24 protein-coding genes are annotated in these 23,358 nt (G+C 68.1%); 11 read left to right on the top strand and 13 right to left on the bottom strand.

Going from position 1 to position 23,358, the window contains the following annotated elements; translation table 11 throughout:
* Nucleotides 1-230 precede the first annotated feature (230 nt).
* The gene (locus ACIGHN_RS15870) at nucleotides 231-1,238 is read left to right on the top strand and encodes a response regulator transcription factor (protein WP_396505129.1); all 1,008 of its coding nucleotides are present in this window, start codon (nucleotides 231-233) and stop codon (nucleotides 1,236-1,238) included.
* A 225-nt stretch (nucleotides 1,239-1,463) separates the two neighbouring features.
* Complete coding sequence (locus ACIGHN_RS15865; RefSeq protein ID WP_396505128.1) at nucleotides 1,464-3,101, top strand: tannase/feruloyl esterase family alpha/beta hydrolase; 1,638 nt, start codon at nucleotides 1,464-1,466, stop codon at nucleotides 3,099-3,101.
* On the opposite strand, the gene ACIGHN_RS15860 is transcribed toward ACIGHN_RS15865, so the two are convergent.
* Complete coding sequence (locus ACIGHN_RS15860) at nucleotides 3,082-3,984, bottom strand: LysR family transcriptional regulator (protein ID WP_056165132.1); 903 nt, start codon at nucleotides 3,982-3,984, stop codon at nucleotides 3,082-3,084. The two genes, ACIGHN_RS15865 and ACIGHN_RS15860, sit on opposite strands and share 20 nt — an antisense overlap.
* A 77-nt stretch (nucleotides 3,985-4,061) precedes the next feature.
* On the opposite strand from ACIGHN_RS15860, the gene msuE reads away from it, so the two are divergent.
* From msuE to ACIGHN_RS15845, 3 genes are all read left to right on the top strand, one after another.
* Nucleotides 4,062-4,655 carry an FMN reductase gene (gene msuE, locus ACIGHN_RS15855; RefSeq protein WP_396505127.1) on the top strand — a complete coding sequence of 198 codons (594 nt, stop codon included), beginning with the start codon at nucleotides 4,062-4,064 and terminating at the stop codon, nucleotides 4,653-4,655.
* A 49-nt stretch (nucleotides 4,656-4,704) separates the two neighbouring features.
* Complete coding sequence (locus ACIGHN_RS15850; protein ID WP_396505126.1) at nucleotides 4,705-5,709, top strand: DUF1852 domain-containing protein; 1,005 nt, start codon at nucleotides 4,705-4,707, stop codon at nucleotides 5,707-5,709.
* A 77-nt stretch (nucleotides 5,710-5,786) separates the two neighbouring features.
* The gene (locus ACIGHN_RS15845; RefSeq protein ID WP_056165138.1) at nucleotides 5,787-6,812 is read left to right on the top strand and encodes a methionine synthase; all 1,026 of its coding nucleotides are present in this window, start codon (nucleotides 5,787-5,789) and stop codon (nucleotides 6,810-6,812) included.
* A 140-nt stretch (nucleotides 6,813-6,952) separates the two neighbouring features.
* Here the strand turns inward: ACIGHN_RS15845 and ACIGHN_RS15840 are convergent, their stop codons facing one another.
* The 4 genes from ACIGHN_RS15840 to ACIGHN_RS15825 all read right to left on the bottom strand — a co-directional run bounded on the left by ACIGHN_RS15840 (nucleotide 6,953) and on the right by ACIGHN_RS15825 (nucleotide 10,862).
* Complete coding sequence (locus tag ACIGHN_RS15840; protein WP_396505125.1) at nucleotides 6,953-8,119, bottom strand: mandelate racemase/muconate lactonizing enzyme family protein; 1,167 nt, start codon at nucleotides 8,117-8,119, stop codon at nucleotides 6,953-6,955.
* Nucleotides 8,120-8,171: 52 nt separating this feature from the next.
* Nucleotides 8,172-8,870 (bottom strand): SDR family NAD(P)-dependent oxidoreductase, encoded by a 699-nt coding sequence (locus ACIGHN_RS15835; RefSeq protein ID WP_396505124.1) that lies wholly within the window; start codon nucleotides 8,868-8,870, stop codon nucleotides 8,172-8,174.
* On the bottom strand, nucleotides 8,860-9,834 hold the full coding sequence (locus tag ACIGHN_RS15830) for a Bug family tripartite tricarboxylate transporter substrate binding protein (RefSeq protein WP_396505123.1): 975 nt from the start codon (nucleotides 9,832-9,834) through the stop codon (nucleotides 8,860-8,862). The genes ACIGHN_RS15835 and ACIGHN_RS15830 overlap by 11 nt, the downstream gene beginning before the upstream one ends.
* Before the next feature lie 80 nt (nucleotides 9,835-9,914).
* A complete protein-coding gene (locus ACIGHN_RS15825; RefSeq protein WP_396505122.1) occupies nucleotides 9,915-10,862 on the bottom strand; it encodes a dihydrodipicolinate synthase family protein in 948 nt (315 codons plus the stop codon).
* 116 nt (nucleotides 10,863-10,978) lie between these two features.
* Between ACIGHN_RS15825 and ACIGHN_RS15820 the strand changes: the two genes are divergently transcribed.
* A complete protein-coding gene (locus tag ACIGHN_RS15820) occupies nucleotides 10,979-11,938 on the top strand; it encodes a LysR family transcriptional regulator (RefSeq protein ID WP_396505121.1) in 960 nt (319 codons plus the stop codon).
* Nucleotides 11,939-11,974: 36 nt separating this feature from the next.
* On the opposite strand, the gene ACIGHN_RS15815 is transcribed toward ACIGHN_RS15820, so the two are convergent.
* Nucleotides 11,975-12,541 (bottom strand): DUF922 domain-containing Zn-dependent protease, encoded by a 567-nt coding sequence (locus tag ACIGHN_RS15815; RefSeq protein WP_396505120.1) that lies wholly within the window; start codon nucleotides 12,539-12,541, stop codon nucleotides 11,975-11,977.
* 14 nt (nucleotides 12,542-12,555) lie between these two features.
* The gene (locus ACIGHN_RS15810; protein ID WP_396505119.1) at nucleotides 12,556-14,193 is read right to left on the bottom strand and encodes a wax ester/triacylglycerol synthase family O-acyltransferase; all 1,638 of its coding nucleotides are present in this window, start codon (nucleotides 14,191-14,193) and stop codon (nucleotides 12,556-12,558) included.
* 149 nt (nucleotides 14,194-14,342) lie between these two features.
* Here ACIGHN_RS15810 and ACIGHN_RS15805 point away from each other — a divergent pair, with 149 nt between their 5' ends.
* On the top strand, nucleotides 14,343-14,597 hold the full coding sequence (locus ACIGHN_RS15805) for an acyl-CoA-binding protein (protein WP_056409910.1): 255 nt from the start codon (nucleotides 14,343-14,345) through the stop codon (nucleotides 14,595-14,597).
* A gap of 288 nt (nucleotides 14,598-14,885) precedes the next feature.
* Here ACIGHN_RS15805 and ACIGHN_RS15800 read toward each other — a convergent pair whose 3' ends face one another.
* A complete protein-coding gene (locus ACIGHN_RS15800) occupies nucleotides 14,886-16,115 on the bottom strand; it encodes a CaiB/BaiF CoA transferase family protein (RefSeq protein ID WP_396505118.1) in 1,230 nt (409 codons plus the stop codon).
* Nucleotides 16,108-17,040 (bottom strand): hydroxymethylglutaryl-CoA lyase, encoded by a 933-nt coding sequence (locus ACIGHN_RS15795; RefSeq protein WP_396505117.1) that lies wholly within the window; start codon nucleotides 17,038-17,040, stop codon nucleotides 16,108-16,110. The genes ACIGHN_RS15800 and ACIGHN_RS15795 overlap by 8 nt, the downstream gene beginning before the upstream one ends.
* A 162-nt stretch (nucleotides 17,041-17,202) precedes the next feature.
* Between ACIGHN_RS15795 and ACIGHN_RS15790 the strand changes: the two genes are divergently transcribed.
* A complete protein-coding gene (locus tag ACIGHN_RS15790; RefSeq protein ID WP_396505116.1) occupies nucleotides 17,203-17,943 on the top strand; it encodes an IclR family transcriptional regulator in 741 nt (246 codons plus the stop codon).
* A 146-nt stretch (nucleotides 17,944-18,089) separates the two neighbouring features.
* Entirely contained in the window at nucleotides 18,090-19,187 is a 1,098-nt protein-coding gene (locus tag ACIGHN_RS15785) for an ornithine cyclodeaminase (RefSeq protein WP_396505115.1), read from the top strand.
* Nucleotides 19,188-19,199: 12 nt separating this feature from the next.
* On the opposite strand, the gene ACIGHN_RS15780 is transcribed toward ACIGHN_RS15785, so the two are convergent.
* The 3 genes from ACIGHN_RS15780 to ACIGHN_RS15770 are packed head-to-tail and all read right to left on the bottom strand — an operon-like array spanning nucleotide 19,200 to nucleotide 21,540.
* A complete protein-coding gene (locus ACIGHN_RS15780; RefSeq protein ID WP_396505114.1) occupies nucleotides 19,200-19,919 on the bottom strand; it encodes a nitroreductase in 720 nt (239 codons plus the stop codon).
* A 15-nt stretch (nucleotides 19,920-19,934) separates the two neighbouring features.
* Nucleotides 19,935-20,390: a polyhydroxyalkanoic acid system family protein gene (locus ACIGHN_RS15775; RefSeq protein ID WP_396505113.1), complete on the bottom strand. Its 456-nt coding sequence runs from the start codon at nucleotides 20,388-20,390 to the stop codon at nucleotides 19,935-19,937.
* A complete protein-coding gene (locus tag ACIGHN_RS15770) occupies nucleotides 20,383-21,540 on the bottom strand; it encodes an aminopeptidase (protein WP_396505112.1) in 1,158 nt (385 codons plus the stop codon). The genes ACIGHN_RS15775 and ACIGHN_RS15770 overlap by 8 nt, the downstream gene beginning before the upstream one ends.
* A 151-nt stretch (nucleotides 21,541-21,691) precedes the next feature.
* Here ACIGHN_RS15770 and ACIGHN_RS15765 point away from each other — a divergent pair, with 151 nt between their 5' ends.
* A complete protein-coding gene (locus ACIGHN_RS15765; RefSeq protein WP_396505111.1) occupies nucleotides 21,692-22,339 on the top strand; it encodes a DNA-3-methyladenine glycosylase I in 648 nt (215 codons plus the stop codon).
* A 71-nt stretch (nucleotides 22,340-22,410) separates the two neighbouring features.
* Entirely contained in the window at nucleotides 22,411-22,767 is a 357-nt protein-coding gene (locus ACIGHN_RS15760) for a hypothetical protein (RefSeq protein WP_396505110.1), read from the top strand.
* A gap of 95 nt (nucleotides 22,768-22,862) precedes the next feature.
* Here ACIGHN_RS15760 and arsC read toward each other — a convergent pair whose 3' ends face one another.
* Nucleotides 22,863-23,285: an arsenate reductase (glutaredoxin) gene (arsC, locus tag ACIGHN_RS15755; RefSeq protein ID WP_396505184.1), complete on the bottom strand. Its 423-nt coding sequence runs from the start codon at nucleotides 23,283-23,285 to the stop codon at nucleotides 22,863-22,865.
* Between the last annotated feature and the right edge of the window lie 73 nt (nucleotides 23,286-23,358).

Here is a 23,358-nt window from a genome sequence, read left to right as displayed (position 1 = left end):
TTTCATCGGCCTCCAGCGCTTGCCTGGCAAGCGCAAGGTGCTACAAAAAACATAGTCATTTTGGGGCTTGAGGCCCTGTGCGCCGTGGCGCAGGGCGGTGCGGGTGCACGCTCTGGGCGGGCCGGGGGCGCTGGCGTCGTGCGCGCGGCGGCTACCATCGCGCCAAACCCAGGAGACCGCGCCATGGCCTTTGCCCCTACCTCGCTGCGCGCGGCGCAGCGCCCGCTCCGATGAGCGTTCCGGCCCCCCAGCCCGGCGCGGGCCCGCACCCCGATGCCGTGCGGGCGCTCAGCTGCAGCCTGCTCGCGCTGGGGCAGCTGGCGCGGCACACGCAACCCCAGGACATGCTGCACCAGGCCCTGCAGACGCTGCAGGAGCTGGTGCCGTTCGACTCGGCCTGGTGGGGCGAAATGTCGGCAGGCGATGTGCACACCAGCCCCCGCAACTGGCTGCATGGCAGCATGGGCCTGAGCCAGAGCTTTGCGCAGGAATGGAATGAACTGTCTGCGGTGGACGAGTTCGCGCGCCAGTCCATGAGCCGGCTCGGCGTGGTGATCCGCGAACGCGACGTGACCGGCGACATCGCCGAACACGCCGAGGTGCTGGCGTTCAGCGAGCGCCATGGCCTGTACCACTGCATGGCGCTCACGGCCGAGCTGCCGCACAGCGGCCTGCTGTTCTTCGTCTCGGTGTACCGCCCGCAGACCCGCACCGAATTCACCGACCAGGAGACCGTGCTGTTCGGCGAGTTTGTCGTGCACCTGCTGCAGCACTGGCACCACCGGCTGCAGGCGCTGCAAAGCGATTCGCCCAGCCGCCCGTGGGACAGCTTTGCGCTCGCAGGGCCTTCGGGCGATCTGCTGTTCGCGGGGCTGCGCATCAGCCTGGCGCTGGGCGAGGCCCACCCCGGCTGGGCCGGCACGCGGCTGCCGACGGCGGTGGTGCAAGGCCTCGCGCGCGCGCCGTGCACCGTGGCCGTGGGCAAGGCCTGCCGCCTGCGGATGGAGCCCTGCGGTTCGCTGGTGGCCATCAGCATCGCATCGCGCCACCCGAAGTCGCCGCTGGCGCCGCGCGAACTGAGCGCGGCCATGCTCTATGCGCAGGGGCGCTCGCACAAGGACATCGCCGCCACGCTCGGGCTCACGCCCGCCACCGTGCGCACGTACCTGCGCACCGCCTATGCGGCGCTGGGGGTGAGCAACAAGCTGGAGCTGGTGGCGGCGCTGCGCACCGCCTGAGGGCGTTCAGCACACGTGCTGCCTCGGTCTTCCTGCCGGGTGTTGGTGTCCGTGCGGGTCGATCGCGGCGCTCGGTAGTTTCCCGGGCCCTCTGCATTTGCAGAGGCTGCAGCAGCGCCTTCTTTTCCTATCGTCCGCACCGGAGCCGCAAGGGCTGCGGTGGCGGTGCTGCCGCGCACAGCCCTTGCGGCTCCTGAAGAACCATCATCACAGGAGACGCATCCCATGTTCCCGAGCACATCCCGCGCCACCGAGGCGCACCGCCGCAGCATCCCCGGCCCTGTACACGCAGGGCGATGGGCCGCCCGAACCCTGGGCGCCAGCGCGGCCCTGGCGCTGGCGGCCTGCGGCGGTGGCGGCAGCGACGCCCCATCCCTGGCCGCCAGGCCCCTGGCCGAAGCCTGCGCCGCCTACACCTCGGCCGCGCTGCCCCATGGTGCCAAGGTCACCCGCACCGAGCTGCGCAAGGCCGACAGCACGCTGCCCGACGCCTGCATCGTGCGCGGCGAGATCGTCTCGTCGCCCGAGTCCACCATCAACTGGGCGGTGGAGCTGCCCACGCTCGCGCAGTGGAACGGCAAGACGCTCACCATCGGCGGCGGGGGCTTCGACGGGTTCATCCCCACCGACGACCCGTGGTACCAGCAGCTCGTGGGGCCGTCCGCCCACGCCTACGTGAAGATCAGCTCCGACTCGGGCCACCAGATTCGCGGCTTCGCCTGGGGCAAGAGCGATGTCGCGCTGCGCAACCATGCGTTCGACGCGAACCATTTCGTGCTCGAGGTCGGCACGGCGATCGCCACCGAGTTCTATGGCAAGCGCCCCGCGCGGCGCTACCACATGGGCCATTCCAACGGCGGGCGCTCCGGCCTCATCGCCACGCAGAAGTACCCCAAGGACTACGACGGCGTGGTGGCCATGGAGCCCGCCATCAGCCAGCAGGCGCACCAGGTCAACCTGGGCCCCACGGTGCTGCGGCACATCTTCAAGAGCCGCGACAACTGGCTCAGCCCCGCCAAGATCACGCTCTACGCCAAGGCCGAAACCGCGGCGTGCGACGGCCTGGACGGCCTGAAGGACGGCATCATCGGCAACGTCGAAGCCTGCAGCTATGTGCCCACCGAGCTGCTGTGCAAGGGGGCCGACAGCGACACCTGCCTGACGGCCGGGCAGATCGAATCGATCCGCCTCATCTACAGCGACCACAAGACGCCCGTGACCCTGTCGCGCGGTGCGGTGGGCTATCCGCGCTACGGCCGGGGCGGGGCGTCCACCTCGGACTGGCAGTCGTACATATTCGGCACCAGCTTCGACGCGCCCGATTCGTTCAACCACATGGCCGTGACGGAAGCCGCGCGGCTGGTGGAGGGCAACCCCAACGCCAACATCCTGACGCACGACCCCACGCAGTACCAGGCGCAGTACGCGCGGCTGGCCGGGATGATCGATGGCACGGACCCCGACATCTCCGCCTTTGCCGACAACGGCGGCAAGCTGCTGATCTGGTATGGCCTGGGCGACACCTGCGTGTCGGTGTACCGCACGGCGGACTACTTCGAGTCGGTCAAGCAGCGCCTGGGCGCCAGCAAGGTGCAGGGCTTTGCGCGCATGGTCACCTCGCCCTCCAACGGGCATGACCTGGACGGCGCGGGCACCGAGCCGCGCTCCATCGACCTGCTGGCAGCCATGGATGCCTGGGTGGAAAAGAGCACGGCGCCCGACAAGCTGGTGGCCACCAAGTTCGCACCCGGCACCAGCACCCCCGTGGCGCAGCGCCCGGTGTGCGAGTACCCGAAATTCCCGCGCTACAACGGCACGGGCGATCCGGCCAAGGCCGAGAGCTTCACCTGCTCTGCGACGTAGGCACTGCAGTGCGGGCCAGTTCGATGAAGGCCCGCACGTAGTCAATGGCGGTGTCCGTCTCGCGTGCCCCGAGGAAGATCTGCTTGGCGATGCCGCGCGCGCCCAGCCGGACAGGCACCACATCCATCTTGGCCGCGTACTCTTGCACCAGCCAACGCGGCAGGGCGGCCACCCCCCGGCCGCTGGCCACCATCTGCAGCATGATGTCGGTGGTCTCGATGGCCTTGTGGCGCTTGGGCGTGACACCGGCCGGTAGCAGGAACTGGCTGTAGATGTCCAGGCGCTCGATGTCGACGGGGTAGCTGATGAGCACTTCCTGTGTCAATTGCTGGGGTTTCACATAGGCCGCCGAAGCCAGGGCATGGCCCTTGGCCACGACGAGCACCTGCTCGTAGTCGAACACCGGTTCGAACTTCAGCCCTGGCTTGAACAACGGGTCGGGCGTGACCAGCAGGTCGATCTCGAAGCCGAAGAGCGCGCCGATCCCGCCGAACTGAAACTTCTGCTTGACGTCTACGTCCACGTCGGGCCATGCGGCCAGATAAGGGGACACCACCTTGAGCAGCCACTGGTAGCAAGGGTGGCATTCCATGCCGATGCGCAGCGCACCGCGTTCGCCCTGTGCAAACTGGCCCAGGCGCTCTTCGGCCAGGTCCAGCTGCGGCAGCACGCGGTTGGCCACCGCCAGCAGGTACTGGCCGGCCTGCGTGAGGCGCAGGCTTCGACCTTCGCGCAACCACACGTCGGTGCCCAGTTGCTGCTCCAGCTTCTTCATGCTGTGGCTCAGGGCCGACTGGGTGAGGTTCAACACGCCCGCCGCGGCCGTCAACGACCCTTGCTTCTCAACCTGCTGAACGATGTTGAGGTGAATGCGTTCGAGCATTTTAATGAACCGTGTTCATGGGTTGATGAAATAAGACCATTTTACTTCATGGTTCACAGCCACTAGCATTCCCTCCCATGAACGCACTTACAGCACATCCCCTGCGCATCGTCGCAGTCTCCGGCGGGCTGCAGCGCCCCTCCAGGTCCGCTGCGCTGGCAGAGCACCTGCTGGACCTCATCGCCGATGAGCGTCCCTGCGAACAACGCCTGGTCGACCTGGGCCAGCTCGCACCGATGTTCGCTGGCGCGGTCAGGCGCGATCAACTGCCCAGCGCTGTAGAGCGGGAATTGGCGGCGGTCGAGCAGGCCGACATCCTGGTGGTGGCGACACCGGTGTACCGCGGTGCCTATGCGGGGCTGTTCAAGCACTTCTTCGACTTCGTACACCAGGACGCCTTGATCGACACGCCGGTGCTGCTGGCCGCCACCGGCGGCAGCGAGCGCCATGCGCTGGTGATCGACCACCAGCTGCGGCCGCTGTTCAGCTTCTTCCAGGCGCGCACGCTGCCGCTGGGCGTGTATGCGACCGACAAGGATTTCGTGGACTACCAGTTGCAAAGCCAGGCCCTGATCGACCGGGCCAGACTGGCCGTCCAGCGGGCACTGCCGCTCATGCCGTTGGCGCGCCTCGCCCAGCCCTCGCCGGCCGCCGAAGTGGCGCTGGCCTGACACAAGCACCGGCCTTTCCCCCTCCATCAATTCAAGCCACTGGACCGCCATGAACGACGAACTCAGCTTCAGCCTCAAAAGCATATGTTTCGATGAAAACTATGAACCATCGGACAGCACACGCATGACCACCAACTTTGCCAACCTGGCCCGGGGAGCCAGTCGGCAACAGAACCTGCGCAACACGCTGAAGATGATTGACAACCGCTTCAACGACCTGGCGCATTGGGACAACCCGACGGGGGACCGCTACTGCGTCGAGCTCGAGATCATCTCAGTCGAGATGAGCGTGAATGCCAAGGCTGGCCATGCTGCTTTTCCGCTGATCGAGATACTGAAAACCTGCATTCTCGACAAGACGGCGAACCAACGCATCCCTGGCATTGCAGGGAACAATTTTTCCTCCTACGTGCGCGACTACGACTTCAGCGTGCTGCTTCCTGAGTACAACGCCGATCGGGCGCAATTCAGCACCCCCGATGATTTTGGCGACCTGCATGGAAAGCTGTTCCAGCAGTTCGCCAACTCGCGCATCTACAAGGAACGCTTCGGCAAGCCGCCCGTCATCTGCATCAGCGCTTCGACCAGCAAGACCTATCGACGCACCGGCAATCAGCACCCGGTACTGGGCATCGAATACCAGCAGAGTGGGCTGTCCTCAACCGACCAATACTTCGCAAAAATGGGGATGCAGGTCCGCTTCTTCATGCCCGCGAATGGCGTTGCGCCGCTGGCTTTCTACTTTCAGGGAGACCTGCTGGGCGACTACACGAGCCTGGAGTTGATCGGCACCATCAGCACGATGGAAACCTTTCAGAAGATCTACCGCCCCGAGATTTACAACGCCAATTCAGCGGCAGGGCAACTCTACCGACCGAGCCTGAAGAACGAGGACTATTCGTTGACGCAGATCGTGTATGACCGGGAAGAGCGCAGCCAGCTGGCGGTCAAGCAGGGCAAGTTTGCGCAGGAGCACTTCATCCGGCCGTACAAGAAGGTCCTGGAGCAATGGACTGGTGCTGCTGCTGCAGTTGCCCAAGCCCACGCCCACTGAATACTCGGCTTCCATCGCCGGGCCAAAGTCCCGGAATATGCTCACCCACCCCTCTTTTGCTTCAAAGGAATTGTCAGATGTTTGAAACCTCCATCGCAGGCAGCCTGCCCAAACCCGCCTGGCTGGCTGAAACCAACAAGCTCTGGCCCCAGTGGATGGCCGAGGGCGATGCGCTGCGCCAGGCCAAGGCCGACGCCACCTTGCTGTGGATCAAGGCCCAGGAAGACGCGGGCCTGGACATCGTGGGCGACGGCGAGCAATCGCGCCAGCACTTCGTGCACGGCTTTCTCGAGCAGGTCGAAGGCATCGACTTCGAGCACAAGGTGAAGATGGGCATCCGCGACAACCGCTACGACGCGATGGTGCCTCAGGTGGTCTCGGCCCTGCGCCTGAAGGGCCGCGTGCATGCCTTCGAGGCACAGCTCGCCCGCGCGCACACCAGCAAAAAACTGAAGTTCACCCTGCCCGGCCCGATGACCATCGTCGACACCGTGGCAGACCGCTTCTACGGAGACAAGGTCAAGATGGCCTTCGCGTTTGCGGAGCTGCTCAACCAAGAAGCGCTGGCGCTGCAGGCCGATGGCGTGGACATCATCCAGTTCGACGAACCCGCCTTCAACGTCTACATGAAGGACGCCGCCGACTGGGGCGTGCAGGCGCTGGAGCGCGCAGCGCAGGGCCTGACTTGCACGACGGCGGTGCACATCTGCTACGGCTACGGCATCAAGGCCAACACCGACTGGAAGAGCACTCTGGGCGACGAATGGCGCCAGTACGAGGCAGTGTTCCCCGCGCTGGCCAAGAGCAGCATCGACCAGGTGAGCCTGGAATGCATCCATTCCCATGTGCCGCCCGACCTGATGAAGCTGCTGGCCGGCAAGGACGTGATGGTCGGCGTGATCGATGTGGCGAGCGACGTGGTCGAAACCCCTGAGGAAGTAGCGGACACCATCGCCCGGGCACTGGAGTTCGTGCCCAAGGAGCGGCTGTTCCCTTGCACGAATTGTGGTCTGGCGCCCATGGGGCGGGACGTCGCCTGGCGCAAGCTGAAAGCGCTGGCAGAGGGCACAAAGCTGGCCAAGGAACGGCTCGCCGCGGCGTAACGCCAGCCGGGTTGTCTTGGTGCTGCGCCCGCTGGATGACTCCGTCAGGCATCGGATACTGAAGTGGCCGCCAACGCGGCCACTTCAAATTTCATAGCTGCCAGCGCTTGCCTAACAAGCGCTGGAGCCCCGTTTCACTGTCAAGACGCCAACGCACGCATCTCCGCGATCAGGTCCGACTTGCCCTCGAAGCCGATGCCCGGCAGCGGCGGCAGCGTGACGTAGCCGTTCTCGACCTTCACGCCATCGGGGAAGCCGCCGTAGGGCTGGAACAGGTCGGGGTAGCTCTCGTTGCCGCCCAGGCCCAGGCCCGCGGCAATGGCCAGCGACATCTGGTGGCCGCCGTGCGGGATGCAGCGGCTGGGGGACCAGCCGTGTTCCTTGAGCATGTCCAGCGTGCGCAGGTACTCCACCAGGCCATAGCTCAGTGCGCAGTCGAACTGCAGCCAGTCGCGGTCCTTGTGCATGCCACCGTGGCGGATCAGGTTGCGTGCGTCCTGCATCGAGAACAGGTTCTCGCCCGTGGCCATCGGGCCCTTGTAGACCTCGCCCAGCTTGGCCTGCAGCTCGTAGTCCAGCGGGTCACCGGCTTCCTCGTACCAGAACAGCGGGTACTGCGACAGGGCCTTGCCATAGTCGATGGCGGTGGCCAGGTCGAACCGGCCGTTGGCGTCCACCGCCAACTGCTGGCCCGGGCCCAGGATCTTGAGCACCGACTCGATGCGCTCGCAGTCCTCGGCCAGCGTGGCGCCGCCGATCTTCATCTTGACCACCGAGTAGCCGCGCGCCAGGTAGCTTTCCATCTCACGCTGCAGCGCTTCGAGCCCCTTGCCCGGGTAGTAGTAGCCACCGGCCGCGTAGACGAACACGCGCGGGTTGGGCGTGCCGTTGCCGTAGCGTTCGGCCAGCAGCTGGAACAGCGGCTTGCGCGCTATTTTTGCCGTGGCGTCCCACACCGCCATATCGATGGTGCCCACCGCCACCGAGCGCTCGCCGTGGCCGCCGGGCTTCTCGTTGATCATCATCTGCGCCCAAACCTTGTGCGGGTCGATGTTCTCGCCGGTGGCGTCGAGCAGGCTGGTGGGCTCGGCCTGCAGCACACGCGGGATGAAGCGGTCACGCATCAGCGCGCCCTGGCCGTAGCGGCCGTTGGAGTTGAAGCCGTAGCCGATCACCGGCTTGCCGTCGCGGATCACATCGGTGACCACGGCCACGAGGCTGAGCGTCATCTTCGAGAAGTCGATGTAGGCGTTGCGGATGTCCGATTTGATGGGACGGGTCGATTCGAGGATGTTGACGATCTTCATGGTGGTCGTGGTGGTGGATGAAACAAAAAAGGAAGGGTGACGAAACAAGCGATCAGCGGGCGAGCGACGAGCCTCCGCAGATCGCGATGTCCTGCCCCGTGATAGCGGCTGCAGGGTCGGAGAGCAGAAATCCCACCAGCGCGGCGATCTCGGCCGGCTCGATCAGCCGGCCGATGGGTGGCAGGCGCGGTGCGCTCCCGGCGCGCGCCGGGTCGTTCAACATGCCGGTGGCCGTGGCCGCGGGGGAGACCACGTTCACCGTCACGCCCTGCGCGGCCACCTCGGCCGCCCAACTGCGCGCCAGCGCGATCAGCGCGGCCTTGGTTGCGGCGTACTGCCCACGCCCGGCCATGCCCTGCGCCACGCGGCTGCCGATAAACACCACACGGCCCCGGCCGCGCTGCGCCATGCCGGGCACGATGGCGTCGGCCAGGCGGGTGGCTGCGTCCACATGCAGGCGCCACATCAGCTCGCCGCCCGCATGGTCGAGCTGGCCCAGCGGCCCCACGCGCAGCACGCCGGCCGCATGGACCAGCGCGTCCACCGCGGGCAGGGCAGCGGCCACGCGGGCGATGTCGGCGCCTTCGGCCAGGTTGACGGGCATGTGGGTGAACGATGGATCGACGATCGACGGCTGCGCAACGTCCAGACCGCTCACACGCCAGCCGTCTGCCAGCAGCGATTCGGCGATGCTGCGGCCTATGCCGCTGCTGACGCCGGTGACTACGGCGTGGCGGGCATTACTCGACACGGATGTTGCCCTCGGTGACGATCTTCTGGGACCGCTCCATGTCGCTGCGCTGGAACTTCGCGAAGTCCTCCACGCTGCCCGGAGTGGTCAGCAGGCCTTGCTCCTTGAGCTTGGGTGTCATCTCGGCCAGGGCCTTGTTCACCTCGGTGTTCAGCCGCTGGGTGATGTCGGCCGGCAGCTTAGCCGGGCCCCACAGGCCATACCAGCTGTAGAACTCGTAGCCCGGGATCGTCTCGCCCACCGTGGGCACGTCGGGCAGGCTGGCCGCGCGCTGGGCAGAGGTGACGGCCACTACGCGCAGCATGCCGCTCTTGTGGTACTGCAGCGAGCCGAGAATGGGGTCGATGAAGCCGTCGATCTGCCCGCCGATCAGGTCCTGGAACGCAGGCGCCGTGCCCTTGTACGGCACGATCAGGTAGTCGAGCTGGCCGGCGCGTTTGAGCAGCTCGGTCGACAGGTGCCCGGCCGACCCGATGGAGCCCACGGCGAAGGTCATCTTGCCGGGGTTGGCCTTGGCGTACGCCATCAGCGACTTGATGTCGGTGACCGGCAGGTTCTTGTTGATGGCCACCGACAGCGGGGCCTTGGCCACCAGCGCCACGGGCGCGAAGTCCTTGACCACGCCGTAGGGCACGGACTTCATGGTCATGGGCGCGGTGGTGAAGGTGGATGCGTTGAACAGCAGCGTGTAGCCGTCGGCCGGGGCCTTGGCCACCACGTCGCCGCCGATCACGCCGTTGCCGCCGGGCTTGTTCTCCACGATGAAGTTCTGGCCCATCTGCTCGCCGAGCTTTTGCGCCAGCTGGCGGCCCACGGTGTCGAGCGTGCCGCCGGGGGGGAAGGGAATGACCACCCGCACCGGCTTGGTGGGGTAGGCCTGCGCAAAGCTGCTGGCTGCCATTGCGAGCGTGGCGGCGCCCAGGGCTGTGCGCAGTGTGATGCTGAGAAATTGATTGCGTCGCATGGTGTCTTGTCTCCAGTCTTTTTGTTCGAGAACTACCAACGCGGGGGATTGATTTGAGATCCCCCGCCCACATCCATCACTCAGCGCTTGAGCAGGCCCGCCTGCTTCACCGCAGCGCGCAGGGCCTCGACTTCCTTCGCGTTGGGCGCTTCGGTCGGCGGACGCACGGTGGCGTCGTCCAGCACACCGGCCAGGTACATGCCGCCCTTCATGCGGGCATGGGCCTCGCCGGTGGGCTCGCCGCCGCCGTACACGGCGTCCTTCAGCGGCGTGATGACGGCCTGCACGGCCATGGCCTTCTTCAAATCACCGGCCTTCACCGCGTTCCACAAATCGATGATGAGCTGCGGGATGAAGGTGGCAAAGCCCACCAGTGCGCCGTCCACGCCCTGCACCATCGAGGCCAGCAGGTACTCGTCGTGGCAGGTCAGGATGGCCTTGGATGCATCCGCCTCGCGGATCGCCTGGATGTCGCGGGCGTACTTGTTCATGTCGCGCTGGCCCACCTTGAAGGCCTGCAGGTAGGGCAGCCGGGCCAGGTCGGCCAGCAACTGCGACGAGTACGAGGCGCGCGTCCAGGCGGGGTAGACGTGGCAGACCAGGTCGGCACTGGGTGCGGCCTGGTGGATGGCCTCGAAGTACTGCAGCGCGTGGCCGGGCGTGAAGCCGAAGCGCAGCCAGTGGTGCGGGGGCATCACGTCGAGCGCCACGGCGCCGCCCTCGACGGCGGCGCGGGCATGCTCGGCCGCATCCTTCAGGCCTTCGCAGACGATGGAGGAGATCACCGGCACAGGCCGTGCCAGGCCCTTGAGCTCGTCGGCCACGATGCGCGTGACCTCCGCGCGCTCGGTGGGCGTCAGCGAAAACACCTCGCCCGTGTGCCCGTTGGTCATGATGGCGACCACGCCTTCGTGGCCCGCCAGCCAGGCGGCGAGCTTGCGCAGCGCGGGCTCGTCGATGCGGTGGTCCGGGGTGAAGGGGCACGAGATGGCGGGAGTGATCCCGCGATAATTCGAGATGGCAGGCATGCTTTTTTGTCTCCGTAGGGGAAAGCGGGTGAACGACGGGGTGGATCATTTCCCGTGGCGCGCCAGCGGTCCAATACTTCAATCGCATACAACTATCGCAAGGCAGGAACGCACCCATGGGCCCTGGCAACCGACCGCTGGATCTGGAGTGGCTGGAGGACTTCCTGGCCCTGGCTGAGACCGGCAATTTCTCGCGCGCGGCCGAGGCGCGCTCGATTGCCCAGCCCGCGTTCAGCCGCCACATCCGGGCGCTGGAGGACTGGGTGGGGGTCGAGCTGTTCGACCGCAGCGCGCACCCGGCTGCGCTCACGCCGGCCGGCCAGCGGTTCCTGCCGCTGCTCGAAGCCATCCTGGCCAACCTGGAGGCCGCCCGCATCAAGGCCCGCGCCGCGCACGACGTGGCCGCGGCCAGCCTGCGCTTTGCGGCCACGCACGTGCTGTCGCTCACGTTCTTTCCGCGCTGGCTGGTGGGCGTCGAAACCCGGCTGCAGATGGGCCCCATCCAGACCATGTCCGACAGCTCGCACGCCTGCGAGGACCTCATGCTGCAGCGGCGCGTGCAGTTCGTGCTGTGCCACGGCCACCCGGACGTGCCGGGCCGGCTGGACGAGGCGCAGTACCCGGTGCTGCGCCTGTCCGGCGATGTGCTGCTGCCGGTGAGCGCGCCCACTCCCACGTCGCCGGGCCGGCCGCTGCACGCCATCGTGCAGCAGGACGCGGTGCCCGTGCTGGCCTACAGCGAGGCGTCGGGGCTGGGCCGCATCATGCGGTCGCGCATGCGCCACCTGTTCAGCGAAGGGCCGGATGCCGCCATGCCGCAGGGCGTAGCGGTGGTGTTCACCGCGCACCATGCGGTGCTGCTCAAGACCATGGCGCTCGAAGGTCGTGGCGTGGCCTGGCTGCCCGAGAGTTTGATCGCCGATGAGCTCAAGGCCGGCACGTTGGTCGCCGCGGGCGGCAGCGACTGGAGCCTGCCGGTGCAGATCCGCCTGTACCGCCAGCGCGCCGAGATGTCGCCCATGGCCGAGGCGGTGTGGGAGCTGTCCGCGTCGCTGGCGGCGGACGGGAGCGGCTGAACAGCGCGCTGCGCCTCGGCGGGTGGGCTGGCGGCTTCAATCGAGCTTGGCGCCCTGCGACGCGCCGTGGCGCGTGTCGCGGTCGTACTGCCGTTCGCGCTCGGTGTGCTCGCGCAGCAGGCGGTGGCCCAGGGCGTTGGCCTGGCGCTCCAGCGTGGCGCAGTCGGGCGCGGCGGGCAACTTCGCAATGCCTTGGTCGATGGCGCGCGCCGCATCGCGGCCGAACTGCACGTGGCCTTGCTCGTGGCGCGACAGGGCGGGCAGGTAGCGGTCGAACAGCGCGCGCTGGTCGGGCGTGGCGCGCCGCAGTTCGGGCAGCTGCACCTCGCTGCGCAGCCGCGTGGTCACTTCGGTGATGCGGCAGCGGCCCGAGGCGTCGCGCGACCAGCGGAAGGTCCAGCGCACGTCCCAGTGCGCATGGCCGTGAAAGCGCTGGCCGTCCACGGTGATGGGCGTGGCCGCATTGAGCGCCTGGCGCAGCGTGTCGGCCGGCTGCGCGTACACCGCGTACGGGCGCTCGGCATGCTCCTCGATCACCGCGGCCTGCGCGCAACTGGCCGCCGCAGCGGCCCACGGTGCCAGGAACAGGGCGACGGCTTTCACCGCAGGGGGCTGCCTCATTCGCCCCAGGGCAGCATGAGCGTGAGCAGCGACAGCTGCGCGAACTCCGGCGCGAACGCGTCGATGATGCGCTGCGGCTCGGGGCACAGCGCGGTGTCGGTGATCACGCCGAACTGCACGCCGCCGCCGTAGCTCAGGATGGAGACCCCCAGGCCGATGTCGCCCGACTGCGGCACCCAGAACATGCACTGCGTGACGCGCGCCCCGCACAGCGTGAGTTGCTCCTTGGGGCCGGGCACGTTGGTCATCACGGCCGTGGTCTTGCGGCCAAAGAGGTTGAGCAGCGCGTCCTGCGCGGGCTTGATCAACAGCCCCGCCACGGCCAGCATCGCAAACGCCAGGATGGGCTGGGTGCTGCCCTTCAGCGCATTCATGCGCCGGCGCACCTCGTACACCCGCTCCACCGGGTTGGCCATGCCGATGGGCAGCACCAGCGGCACCAGGCCGAAGCGGTTGCCCAGCTTCCAGGCGTCTTCCATGGGGCGCAGGTTGACGGGGATCATCGCGCGGATCTCCTGGCCCGTGGGGTCGTCGCCCTCGCTGCGCAGGTAGCCGCCGATGGCGCCGGCCACGCACGACAGCAGCACGTCGTTGATGGAGCAGTTGAGCGCCTTGCCGATGGCCTTGACCTCCTCCAGCGGGATCGGCGGGCACCAGGCCACGCGCTTGGCGCTGCCGGGCTGGCCCTTCAGGCGCGTGGGCGAGTCGTCGGGCATGAGCGCCAGGGCGGCGGCGTCGCTCACCAGCTGGTAGGCCACGCGCGCCATGTCCATCGTGCCCGACAGGCCGCTGTGCATGGTCTTTTCGGGGTCGCCCAGCATCTGCAGCGACTTGGCGGCGCCGTCGCCCGCCAGGTCCAGCGCCTTCACCGTCATGCCGGTGAAGGGCTTGATGAGCGTCTCGGCGATCCAGTCCTCGGCGGTGGCGGCCTGCTCGCGCTCTTTGCGGGTGCGCTTGGGTGGCTCGGCGCCGCCGTCCACGATGGACATCGTGACCGAGATCAGCGCGATGCCGTCGGCGATGCAGTGGTGGATGCGCACGATGAGCGCGCTGCCCGGTTGGCCGTCGTCGCCGATGAAGTCCTCGACGAGGTGCATTTGCCACAGCGGGCGGCGCGGGTCCAGCGGCTGCATGGCCAGCTCGCCCACGCGGTCCTGCAGCGCGCGCTGCATGCTTTTCTCGCCTTTCGGGGCTGTGAGCTTTTCACGCAGCACGTGGGCCGCGATGTCGAACTGCCGGTCTTCCACCCAGGTGGCACCCGCCGCGTCTTCCACCACCCGCTGGCGAAAGCGCGGGTACTGCAGCAGGCGCTGCTGCACGCGCTCGCACAGGGCCTCCCACCCGATGCCGGGCGACAGCGTCCACACGCCGTTGATCATCATCAGGTTGCTGGCCGAGTCCATGCGCAGCCAGGCGGTGTCGACCTTGCTCATGCGCTCGCCGGACAGCCCCAGCATGCCGGTGGCTGCGCGGCGCACGTTCTTTTGCACCACGCCCGCGGCCTTGCGCGCCGCAGGCGGCAGCGCCTGGGCCGCACGGCGCGCCGCGGCGGGGGCCTGGGTGCGGGCCTTGCGCAAGGGGCTGGCGGCGCCTTCGGTGGCCGTGGCGCTGGGGGAGGAAATGCGGGTCACCATCGGATGTACACCTGTTGTTCGTTTTTGGGGGCTTGCCTCTATGGATGCAGCGCTGGCCGCAGTGTGCAGACCGTAAGATACAACGCAGCAAACCCTTGCCAATACCGTTCTTTCCCTCCCCCTCAAGAATTCACCCAGGAGCAACTCCCATGGCCGATCTGAACGAGACTTTTGAAGCCGCCGTCGCCAATTCCAAGAACCTCAGCGAGCGCCCCGACAACGCCACGCTGCTCAAGATCTACGCGCTGTACAAGCAGGCCACGGCCGGCGACAACGCCGAGAAGAAGCCCAGCTTCTCCGACATGGTGGGCCGTGCCAAGTGGGACGCGTGGGAAAAGCTCAAGGGCACCGAGGCCGATGCTGCCAAGCAGCAGTACGTCGACCTGATCACATCGCTGCAGTAAGCAGCCGGTCCCCCACAGCAAAAGCGGCCCAGGCCGCTTTTGCTTTTTCTGGGGGCGTCACTCAGCCCTGGAGATCAATCAGCCTGGTGGGCCACTCGCCTCGGAGACCCCAATCCGATCCCCCATCCGTTCGGGCTGAGCTTGTCGAAGCCTTGCGCGCGCGGGGCACGCCCTGGCTTCGACGGGCTCAGCCCGAACGGTGGTGGAGAGGTTGGGATGAGGGGATGAGGGGATGAGGGCATGTGAAGACCGAGGTCATTGGCCCATCAAGCACCATTCAAGAAAAAATCAGGCCCTACCGCTGGCTGGATAAGCGCCAAGCGCTTCTATTTTTATAGCATCGTAACCCAGCTCGGCCAGCAGCTCTGCATTGTGCTCACCCACACGGGGCGGCGACAGGCGCACGCCGGGGCGCTCGCCGTCCATGGCCAGGGGCAGCAGCACCGTCTGGGTGGCGCGGCCGTCGGGCAGGGTCATGGGGGCGAGGGCGCCGGTGGCGTTCAGGTGCGGGTCGGTCAGCAGGTCTTCTGGCCGCGTGATGGGCGCAAAGGGCAGGGCGTGCCGCTCGAACACGTCGGCCAGGTGCGCGGCGCTGAAGGGCGCAAGCCGCTCGCGCAGCAGCGGCATCATCCACGCGCGTTCGCGCACGCGGTCGTTGTTGCTGGCCAGGCGCGGGTCGGCCTTCAGGTCCGCAAAGCCGAAGGCGTCGCAGAACACCGCCCACGCGCCGTCGCTCACCACGGCCAGGAAGATCTGCTCGCCATCCTTCACCTGGAACACGTCGTAGATCGCCCAGGCCGAGATGCGCGCAGGCATGGGCGCCGCGGGCTGGCCCGTGACGGCGAACTGCATGATGTGCTGCGCGACGAGGAACACGTTGTTCTCGAACAGTGCGCTCTGCACCTCTTGCCCGCGCCCCGTCTTCTCGCGCTGGGCCAGCGCGGCCATCGCGCCGATGGCGCCGAACATGCCGCCCATGATGTCGTTCACGCTGGTGCCCGCGCGCAGCGGGTCGCCGGGCCGGCCGGTCATGTAGGCCAGGCCGCCCATCATCTGCACCACCTCGTCGAGCGCAGTGCGGTGGTCGTACGGGCCGGGCAGAAAGCCCTTGTGGCTCACGTAGATGAGGCGCGGGTTCAGGGCCTTCAGGCTGGCGTAGTCCAGGCCCAGCTTCTTCATGGTGCCGGGCTTGAAGTTCTCGCTCACGATGTCGGCCGTGGTGATCAGGCGCAGCACGGCCTCCTTGCCCTCGGGGGTTTCCAGGTCCAGGGCCAGGCTCTTCTTGTTGCGGTTGAACAGCGGGAAGAAGCCCGCCCCCGACCCGCGCAGCTTGCGCGTGGCATCGCCCTCGCGGCCGTGGCCGATGGGCTCGACCTTGATGACCTCGGCCCCCAGGTCGGCCAGCACCAGGCCGCAGGTGGGGCCCATGACCATGTGGGTGAACTCCACCACGCGGATGCCGGCGTAGGGCAGGTTGGTGCGGCCCTGGCCCGGGGCACCATCATCGTTCTCAACCATGTGTTGCCTCCTGCGTCCAGCCCTTGGGCAGCCCCGCTTCGGGCGTCATGCCGTACACCGGTTCGCCGGGCAGCCCGGCCTGCAGCGGGATGCGCGCGGCGAACAGCCGGGCCAGGTCCACGCCGGTGGTCACGCCCATGGCCTCGAACATGAACACCAGGTCTTCGGTGACCACATTGCCCGAGGCTCCCGGTGCATAGGGGCAGCCGCCCAGGCCGCCCAGCGATGCGTCGAAGGTGCGCACGCCCACGTCGTACGCGGCCAGGCAGTTGGCCAGGCCCAGGCCGCGCGTGTTGTGCATGTGGGCCGCGCCCGCGTGCGGGCCGATCTCGCTGCGCAGCCGGGTGAACAGGCGGCGCACCTGGGCGGGGTTGGCCATGCCGGTGGTGTCCGACAGGCCCACCTCGTCCACGCCCGCCGCCACGCACGCTGCAGCCAGGCGGATCACGTCGTCCTCGGGCACCTCGCCCTGCAGCGTGCAGCCAAAGGCGGTGGAGATGCCCACTTCCACCTGCACCTGGGGCGCGGTCTCGGCGCGCAGGCGGGTGATGGCGCGCAGCTCCTGCACCATCTCGTCGGGGGTCTTGCGCACATTGGCCTGTGAATGCGCCGCGCTGGCCGACACGGGCAGCGTGATCTTGTGCACGCCGCTGGCCAGCGCGGACTCGGCGCCGCGCAGGTTGGGCACCAGGGCCATCACGGTGATGCCGGGGTGGGTGAGCGCGTGGCGCACCACCTCGGCCACGTCGGCCATCTGGGGCAGCAGGCGTGCGGGCACGAACGAGCCGACTTCGATCTCGCGCAGGCCTGCGGCGACGAGCGCGTCGATCCAGCGCAGCTTGTGCGCCGTGGGCATGGTGGCCTTCACGGACTGCAGGCCGTCGCGCGGGCCTACTTCGCTGATGAGGATATCGGGGGTTGCCATGGGGTCCTTGGTGCAGTGCGGGGCGGCTGCAAAGGCTTGACGCTGCCGCGGTGCGTTGTTCTAATAGATAGAACGGTGTTCTTTCTTATGGAATGATTGGCTTTTTGCGCCGTCACGTCAACCCCCGCATCCAAGCCCCTCATTCGCCAACGGTCCCTCGCCATGCCCCGCAAATCCGCGCACGAATCCCTGGCCGACGCCCACGCAGCGCCCGGCGGTGTGGCGGCCGTGGACCGCGCCCTCACGCTGGTAGCCGCCTTTCGCGCGGGGGAAGGCGCTCTCACACTGGCCGAACTGGCCGCCCGCACACAACTGCACAAGAGCACCGCGCTGCGCCTGCTGGCGTCGCTGGAGCATGCGCGCTGGGTGCAGCGCCTGGCGGACGGGCGTTACGCACTGGGCGCTGAAGTGGCGCGGCTGCATGCGCTGTACGCGGCATCGTTCTCGCTCGACCGGGTGGTGCTGCCCGTGCTGCGCGACCTGGTGGCCGCCACGGGCGAGAGCGCGGCCTACCACCTGCGCCAGGGGCAGGGCGCTGACGCGGTGCGGCTGTGCCAGTTCCGCGTGGATTCGCCGCACCCCGTGCGCGACCACATCCGCGCGGGCGATGTGCTGCCGCTCGGGCGCGGCACCGGCGGGCGGGTGCTGGTGGCGTTCGACCCGGCGCTCAGCCGCACGCTGGGCCAGAAGGACCGTGCGCTCTACGCCCGCATCCGCGCGGACGGCTACATGGCCGGCGCGGGCGACCGGCTGCACGAGGTGGCGGGCATCTCGGCACCCGTGTTCCATGCCGACGGCAGCCTGGCCGCCGCTGTCACGCTGACCATGCCGGCGCACCGCTATGAAGAGCGGTACGTCAAGGCCGTACTGGAGGCGGCGCGCCGGTTGAGCGGGCAGGTCTGACGCGCAGACCGAGCATTGCCGACTGGTCAGAAGGCCAGTTTTGGCTGCCAGTTCGCCAGGGCGGTGCGCAATATGCGGCAGTTCTGGCGATTCCCATTGCCATCTGCCCGGCGGAAACTTGTCTCCATCCCTTTGGAGACAAGACCATGGTCACGCAGAACCTGACACCCACCGCATCGCAAGCCACCCCCACCACCTTCTCCACCCTGTACCTCAGTGCGCCGGACGTCATTGCCCTCGTGCGGCGCAAAGGCATCGAAGCCTGCCTGCGGGGCATCGCCGACAACATCGAGGCCGACTTCCTGCGCTGGGAGTCGTTCGACAAGTCGGCGCGCGTGGCCAGCCATTCGCAGGACGGCGTGATCGAGCTCATGCCGATTGCCGACGATGCAACCTACGCCTTCAAGTACGTCAATGGCCACCCGCGCAACACGCGCCACGGCCTGTCGACGGTGATGGCGTTCGGCGTGCTGGCCGATGTGGCCACGGGCGCGCCGGTGCTGCTGAGTGAGCTCACGCTCACCACCGCACTGCGCACCGCCGCCATGTCGGCCGTGGCCGCGCGGGCACTGGCGCGGCCCGGCAGCCGCACCATGGCGCTCATCGGCAACGGCGCGCAAAGCGAGTTCCAGGCGCTGGCGTTTCACCACCTGCTGGGCATCACCACGCTGCGGCTGTTCGACACCGACCCGGCCGCCACCCCCAAGCTGCAGGCCAACCTGCAGGGCACGGGCATCGCCACCATCGCCTGCGCCAGCACGGCCGACGCGGTGCGCGGGGCCGACATCGTGACCACGGTGACGGCCGACAAGACCAACGCCACCATCCTCACGCCCGACATGCTGGCGCCCGGCATGCACATCAACGCGGTGGGCGGCGACTGCCCCGGCAAGACCGAGCTGCATGCCGATGTGCTGCGTGCGGCGCAGGTGTTTGTGGAATACGCGCCGCAGACCCGCATCGAAGGCGACATCCAGCAACTGCCCGCCGATTTCGCGGTGACCGAGCTGTGGGAGGTGCTGGCCGGCCGGCGCGCAGGCCGCAGCGGCGATGCCGCGGTCACCGTCTTCGATTCCGTGGGCTTTGCGCTGGAGGACTTCTCGGCCCTGCGCTTTCTGCGCGATGCGGCGCAGGTGCTGGGTGTGGGCGAGCGCATCGAGCTGATCCCCGCGCTGGCCGACCCGAAGAATCTGTTCGGCGTGCTGCAGGCGCGCAGCAGCCCCTTGCTGCGCGCAGCGGCGTGACCGAAGGCCCCGTCAGTCGCGCCACACCACGCTGTCGGCCGCATCGGCCCGCGTGGTGCGAAAGTGGTTGGCCGGGTGCGTCAGGTCCGCCAGCCCGAACGAGATGCCGCAGACGATGGTGCGGTCATCGCCAATGCCCAGCACATCGCGCAGCACGGCGGGGTACGACGCGAGCGCGGCCTGCGCGATGGAGCCCACGCCCAGGCTGTGCGCGGCCAGCATGAAGTGGGCCACATACGCGCCGCAGTCCACCGCGCCGTAGGTGCCCAGTGCCTCATCGCTGCTGACGATGGCCACGTGCGGCGCGCCGAACATCGTGAAGTTCTGCGCCGCCTGGCGGGCCGAGGCTTCGCGGTCGCCCTTGGCAATGCCCAGGGCCTCGTACAACCCCCAGCCGCATTCGCGGCGGCGCTCCTGGTACACGCCGCGGTACTCGCGCGGCCAGGGCAGGTCGGGCGTGGTGGGCACCACGGCGGCGAAGGCTTCGCGCAGCCGTGCCAGCGTGGCGCCGCTGGCGATGTGCACCTGCCAGGGCTGCGCGTTGCACCAGGATGCGGTGCGCTGCGCCGTCGCCAGAATCTGCTCAATGGTGGCGCGCGGCAGGGGCTCGGGCTGGTAGGCGCGGCAGCTGTAGCGGGTGTGCAGCAGGGCCGACAGCGTGTCGAACGCCGTGGCCTCGGTGGCCGGCGCTGCAGCAGTGCCTGTGGGGGTGGTGGGTGCCGGGGAGGCCATGGCGGGCTGTGGGCCTCAGGCCTTCTTGGGCTTGGCCGCGGTTTTGGCGGGCGTCTTGGCGGCGGCCTTGGGGGCTTCCTTAGGGGCGGCCTTGGGGGCTGCCTTGGCGGTGGCCTTGTCCTTCTCGGGCTCGCCGGCGTCCGCTGCCGCCGCCTTCTTGTTGCCTGCGGCCTTGGCCGGCTTGCCGTTCAGCAGGGCGTCGAGCTGGTCGCCGATCTCGGACTCGATGCGGTCCTTGAACGCGCCGAACAAAAAGCCCAGCTGCGCCTTCATCTCGAACTGCGTGGCGTCCACCAGCAGCGTGCCCTTCACGCCCGAGCGGCTGAAGGTGAGCGTGTCTTCGGTGTCGCCCTCTTCGTAGACACATTCCATGTCGAATTTTTCCTCGGCCTTTTCGGCCCACGAGAAAGCAATCTTGCGGGCCTCTTTCAGGCCCAGTTGGTGTTCGCGATGGATGTGGATGTCAGGCACCGGGTGTCTCCTTGGGGGTCGTGGGCGCCAGTGCGCGCAGGGCGTCTTGGCGCTCCTGCAGCGGCTGGCGGGTCAGTTGTCGTACGGCATCATAGAACCGGCTCCAGTCGCGGCCCTGCTGCGCGAACAGGGCCTCGAAGCCCGGCACCAGTTCGTCGTAGGCGGCCTGCGCTGCAAAGCTGGCGTTGTTGGCCTTGGCCACCCAGCGGTCGTAGCCCGCCACCTGGGCGGTGGTGACCTGGGGCGTGGAGCCCGGCGCGGTGCCCAGCCACTGCGCGCGCAAGGCGTCGTAGCGGCTGCGGAAATCCTGCATTGCTTCTGTTTTCATAGCGGCTAGCGCTTGTCCATCCAGCGGTGGAGACTCTTTTTGCTCATAAATGGCCGCCAGCCGGGCGCGCGTGGCACGGGTCAGCGCACGGAAGGCGGCGCGGCGCGACTCGCTGGTGGCGTAGGCCTCGCGCACGGCGGGTGTGGAATGGGTGGCCAGCCACTGCGCCACGCCGATGCGTTCCACCGCCGTGGCGAACGATTCGTTGAACAGCGTGTCGCCCTCGGCGTACACCACCTGGTGCGCCAGCTCGTGGAACAGCAGGCGCACGAAGTCGCCCTCGGGCCAGCCGATGAAGGTGGACAGCAGCGGGTCGCCCCCTGCCCAGTTCATGTAGCCCAGCGTGGAGTACGCGGGCACGCCGTACACCTCCACCTCCAGCCCCTGCGCCGCGAGCTGGTCGGCCTCGGCCTGGGCGTCGGCCTGCGCGAAGTAGCCGCGGTAGCCGATGCAGCCCGTGACCGGAAAGCACCAGGTGTGCAGCGTCAGCGCATACGGCGGCGCGGCCACCACGTTCCACACCGCGGCGGGGCGCTGGAGGTCCGCATAGCGGCGGTAGCTGGCGTTGTCGGGCAGGCCCAGTTCGGCCACCGCAAAGGCGCGGGCTTTTTGCGCCAGCTGCAGCCGCTCGCGCAGCGCGGGTTTGATGTCGCTGCGCGCGATCCAGCGGTCGATGGGCTGGGCCGCCTGCATCAGCTGCATGTGGCCGCGCACCGACTGCCAGTAGTAGCCCAGCGAGTCGGTGGTGCTGGCGCAACCCGCCAGCAGGAACGGGGTGGCGAGGGCCAGCCACAGCAGGGGGCGTACGGGAAGCAGGCGCATGCAGGCAGTCGTCTCGGAACAGGGTGTGAAAAGGCGGGGGGCGCGGGCGGCAGGGCGCGCCTGCCGGGCAGTTTAGGGCAACCGGTGGACCGCGGTGCGGCACGCCGTGTGTGCCCGGGGCCTGCGCTGTGCCTGCCTAGAATGCCCCACCATGACCGACGCCCCCACCGCCTTGCCCGAAGGCCTTTTCGCCGACGACGCCGGCTGCCCGCGCTGCACCTGGTGCCAAGCCACGCCGCTGTACCGCCACTACCACGACACCGAGTGGGGCTTTCCGGTGGACGACGACCGGCGCCTGTTCGAAAAGCTCTGCCTGGAGGGCTTTCAGTCCGGCCTGAGCTGGCTCACCATCCTGAACAAGCGCGAGGGCTTTCGCGCGGCGTTCGACCACTTCGACGCCGAGAAGGTCGCGGCCTATGGAGAGGCCGACATCGAGCGCCTGGTGCAGGACGCGGCCATCGTGCGCCACCGCGGCAAGATCGTCTCCACCATCAACAATGCGCGCCGCGTGCTGGAGCTGCGCCGCGAGTTCGGCTCGCTCGCCCGCTACGCCTGGCGCTACGAGCCCACCGCCGCCGACCGGCCCGAGCGCCTCACGCGCGAGGCAGCGCGCGCGCTGTCCACATCGCCCGCCTCGGTGGCCATGTCCAAGGACCTCAAGAAGCGCGGCTGGACGTTTGTTGGGCCCACCACCGTGTACGCCTTCATGCAGGCGATGGGGCTGGTGAACGACCACATCGAGGGCTGCCATTCGCGCGACCGGGCGCTGCAGGCGCGGGCCGAGTTCACGCTGCCCTAGCCCCACCCATTGGCGGGGGGGCTGCGTCAATGGCTATAGTGGTGCAGGTCACCCTTTCGGAGCTGCGCACCATGCATGCCTGTCCCCACTGCCAGAAGCCAGGCGTCCGCGAGCCGGCGGTCCGCTGGTCCGCGCGCGAGAACCCCACGCAGTGCAGTTACTGCGGCGGCCTGTCGCACGTGCTGGCCAGCACCTCCAGCGCGATCGCCATGTTCACCTGGGTGACGCTGATCGGCGGCTTGGGCCTGGCCTTCGTACTCGGTTCGGTGGTGTTGGCGGTGGCAGCCGTGTTGGTGGCCTGCATCGGCAATGTGTGGATGTGGCGCCGCTGCGCGCTGATCCCCATCGACCGCACAACAGCGCAGACCGCGAACCGCGTGGGCTGGACGACCACGGCGCTGGGCGTGATGCTGTGCCTTTTCCACTGAGCCACTGAGCCACTGAGCCACTGAGCCACTGAGCCACTGAGCCACCGAGCCACCGAGCCATCGCCGCAGGGTGACTGCGGCGGGGCGCCAAGACCTCAGGTCCGCTGTCCCTGGGCGTTGACCACCACTTCCCCGTCTTCCTTGCTGAACGCGCCCTGCTGCGACGCGGGCAGGATGTCCAGCGCCAACTCCGACGGCCGGCACAGCCGGGTGCCCAGCGGGGTGACCACCAGCGGCCGGTTGATGAGGATGGGGTGGGCCAGCATGGCGTCGATGAGCTGCGCGTCCGTCACGCCCGGCGCGTTCAGGTGCAGCTCGGTGAACAGCGCCTCCTTGGTGCGCACGGCGTCGATCACGGGGGCACCCATGGCGGCGATCAGCGCGACCAGCGTGGCGCGGTCCGGCGGGGTCTTCAGGTACTCGATGACCTCGGGCTCGATGCCGCTGTTGCGGATCATGGCGAGCGTGTTGCGGGAGGTGCCGCACTTCGGGTTGTGATAGATGGTGACGGTGGACATGGCGTGGTTGGTCATGGATCGATGGACAAGGGTTGCGAGTATCGCGGCCACGAGCGGGCGGGCCACGAGCGGG

It is taken from the genome of Acidovorax sp. NPDC077693, from assembly GCF_044542805.1.
Classification (GTDB): domain Bacteria; phylum Pseudomonadota; class Gammaproteobacteria; order Burkholderiales; family Burkholderiaceae_C; genus Acidovorax.
This window is presented reverse-complemented; position numbering and strand designations above follow the sequence as displayed.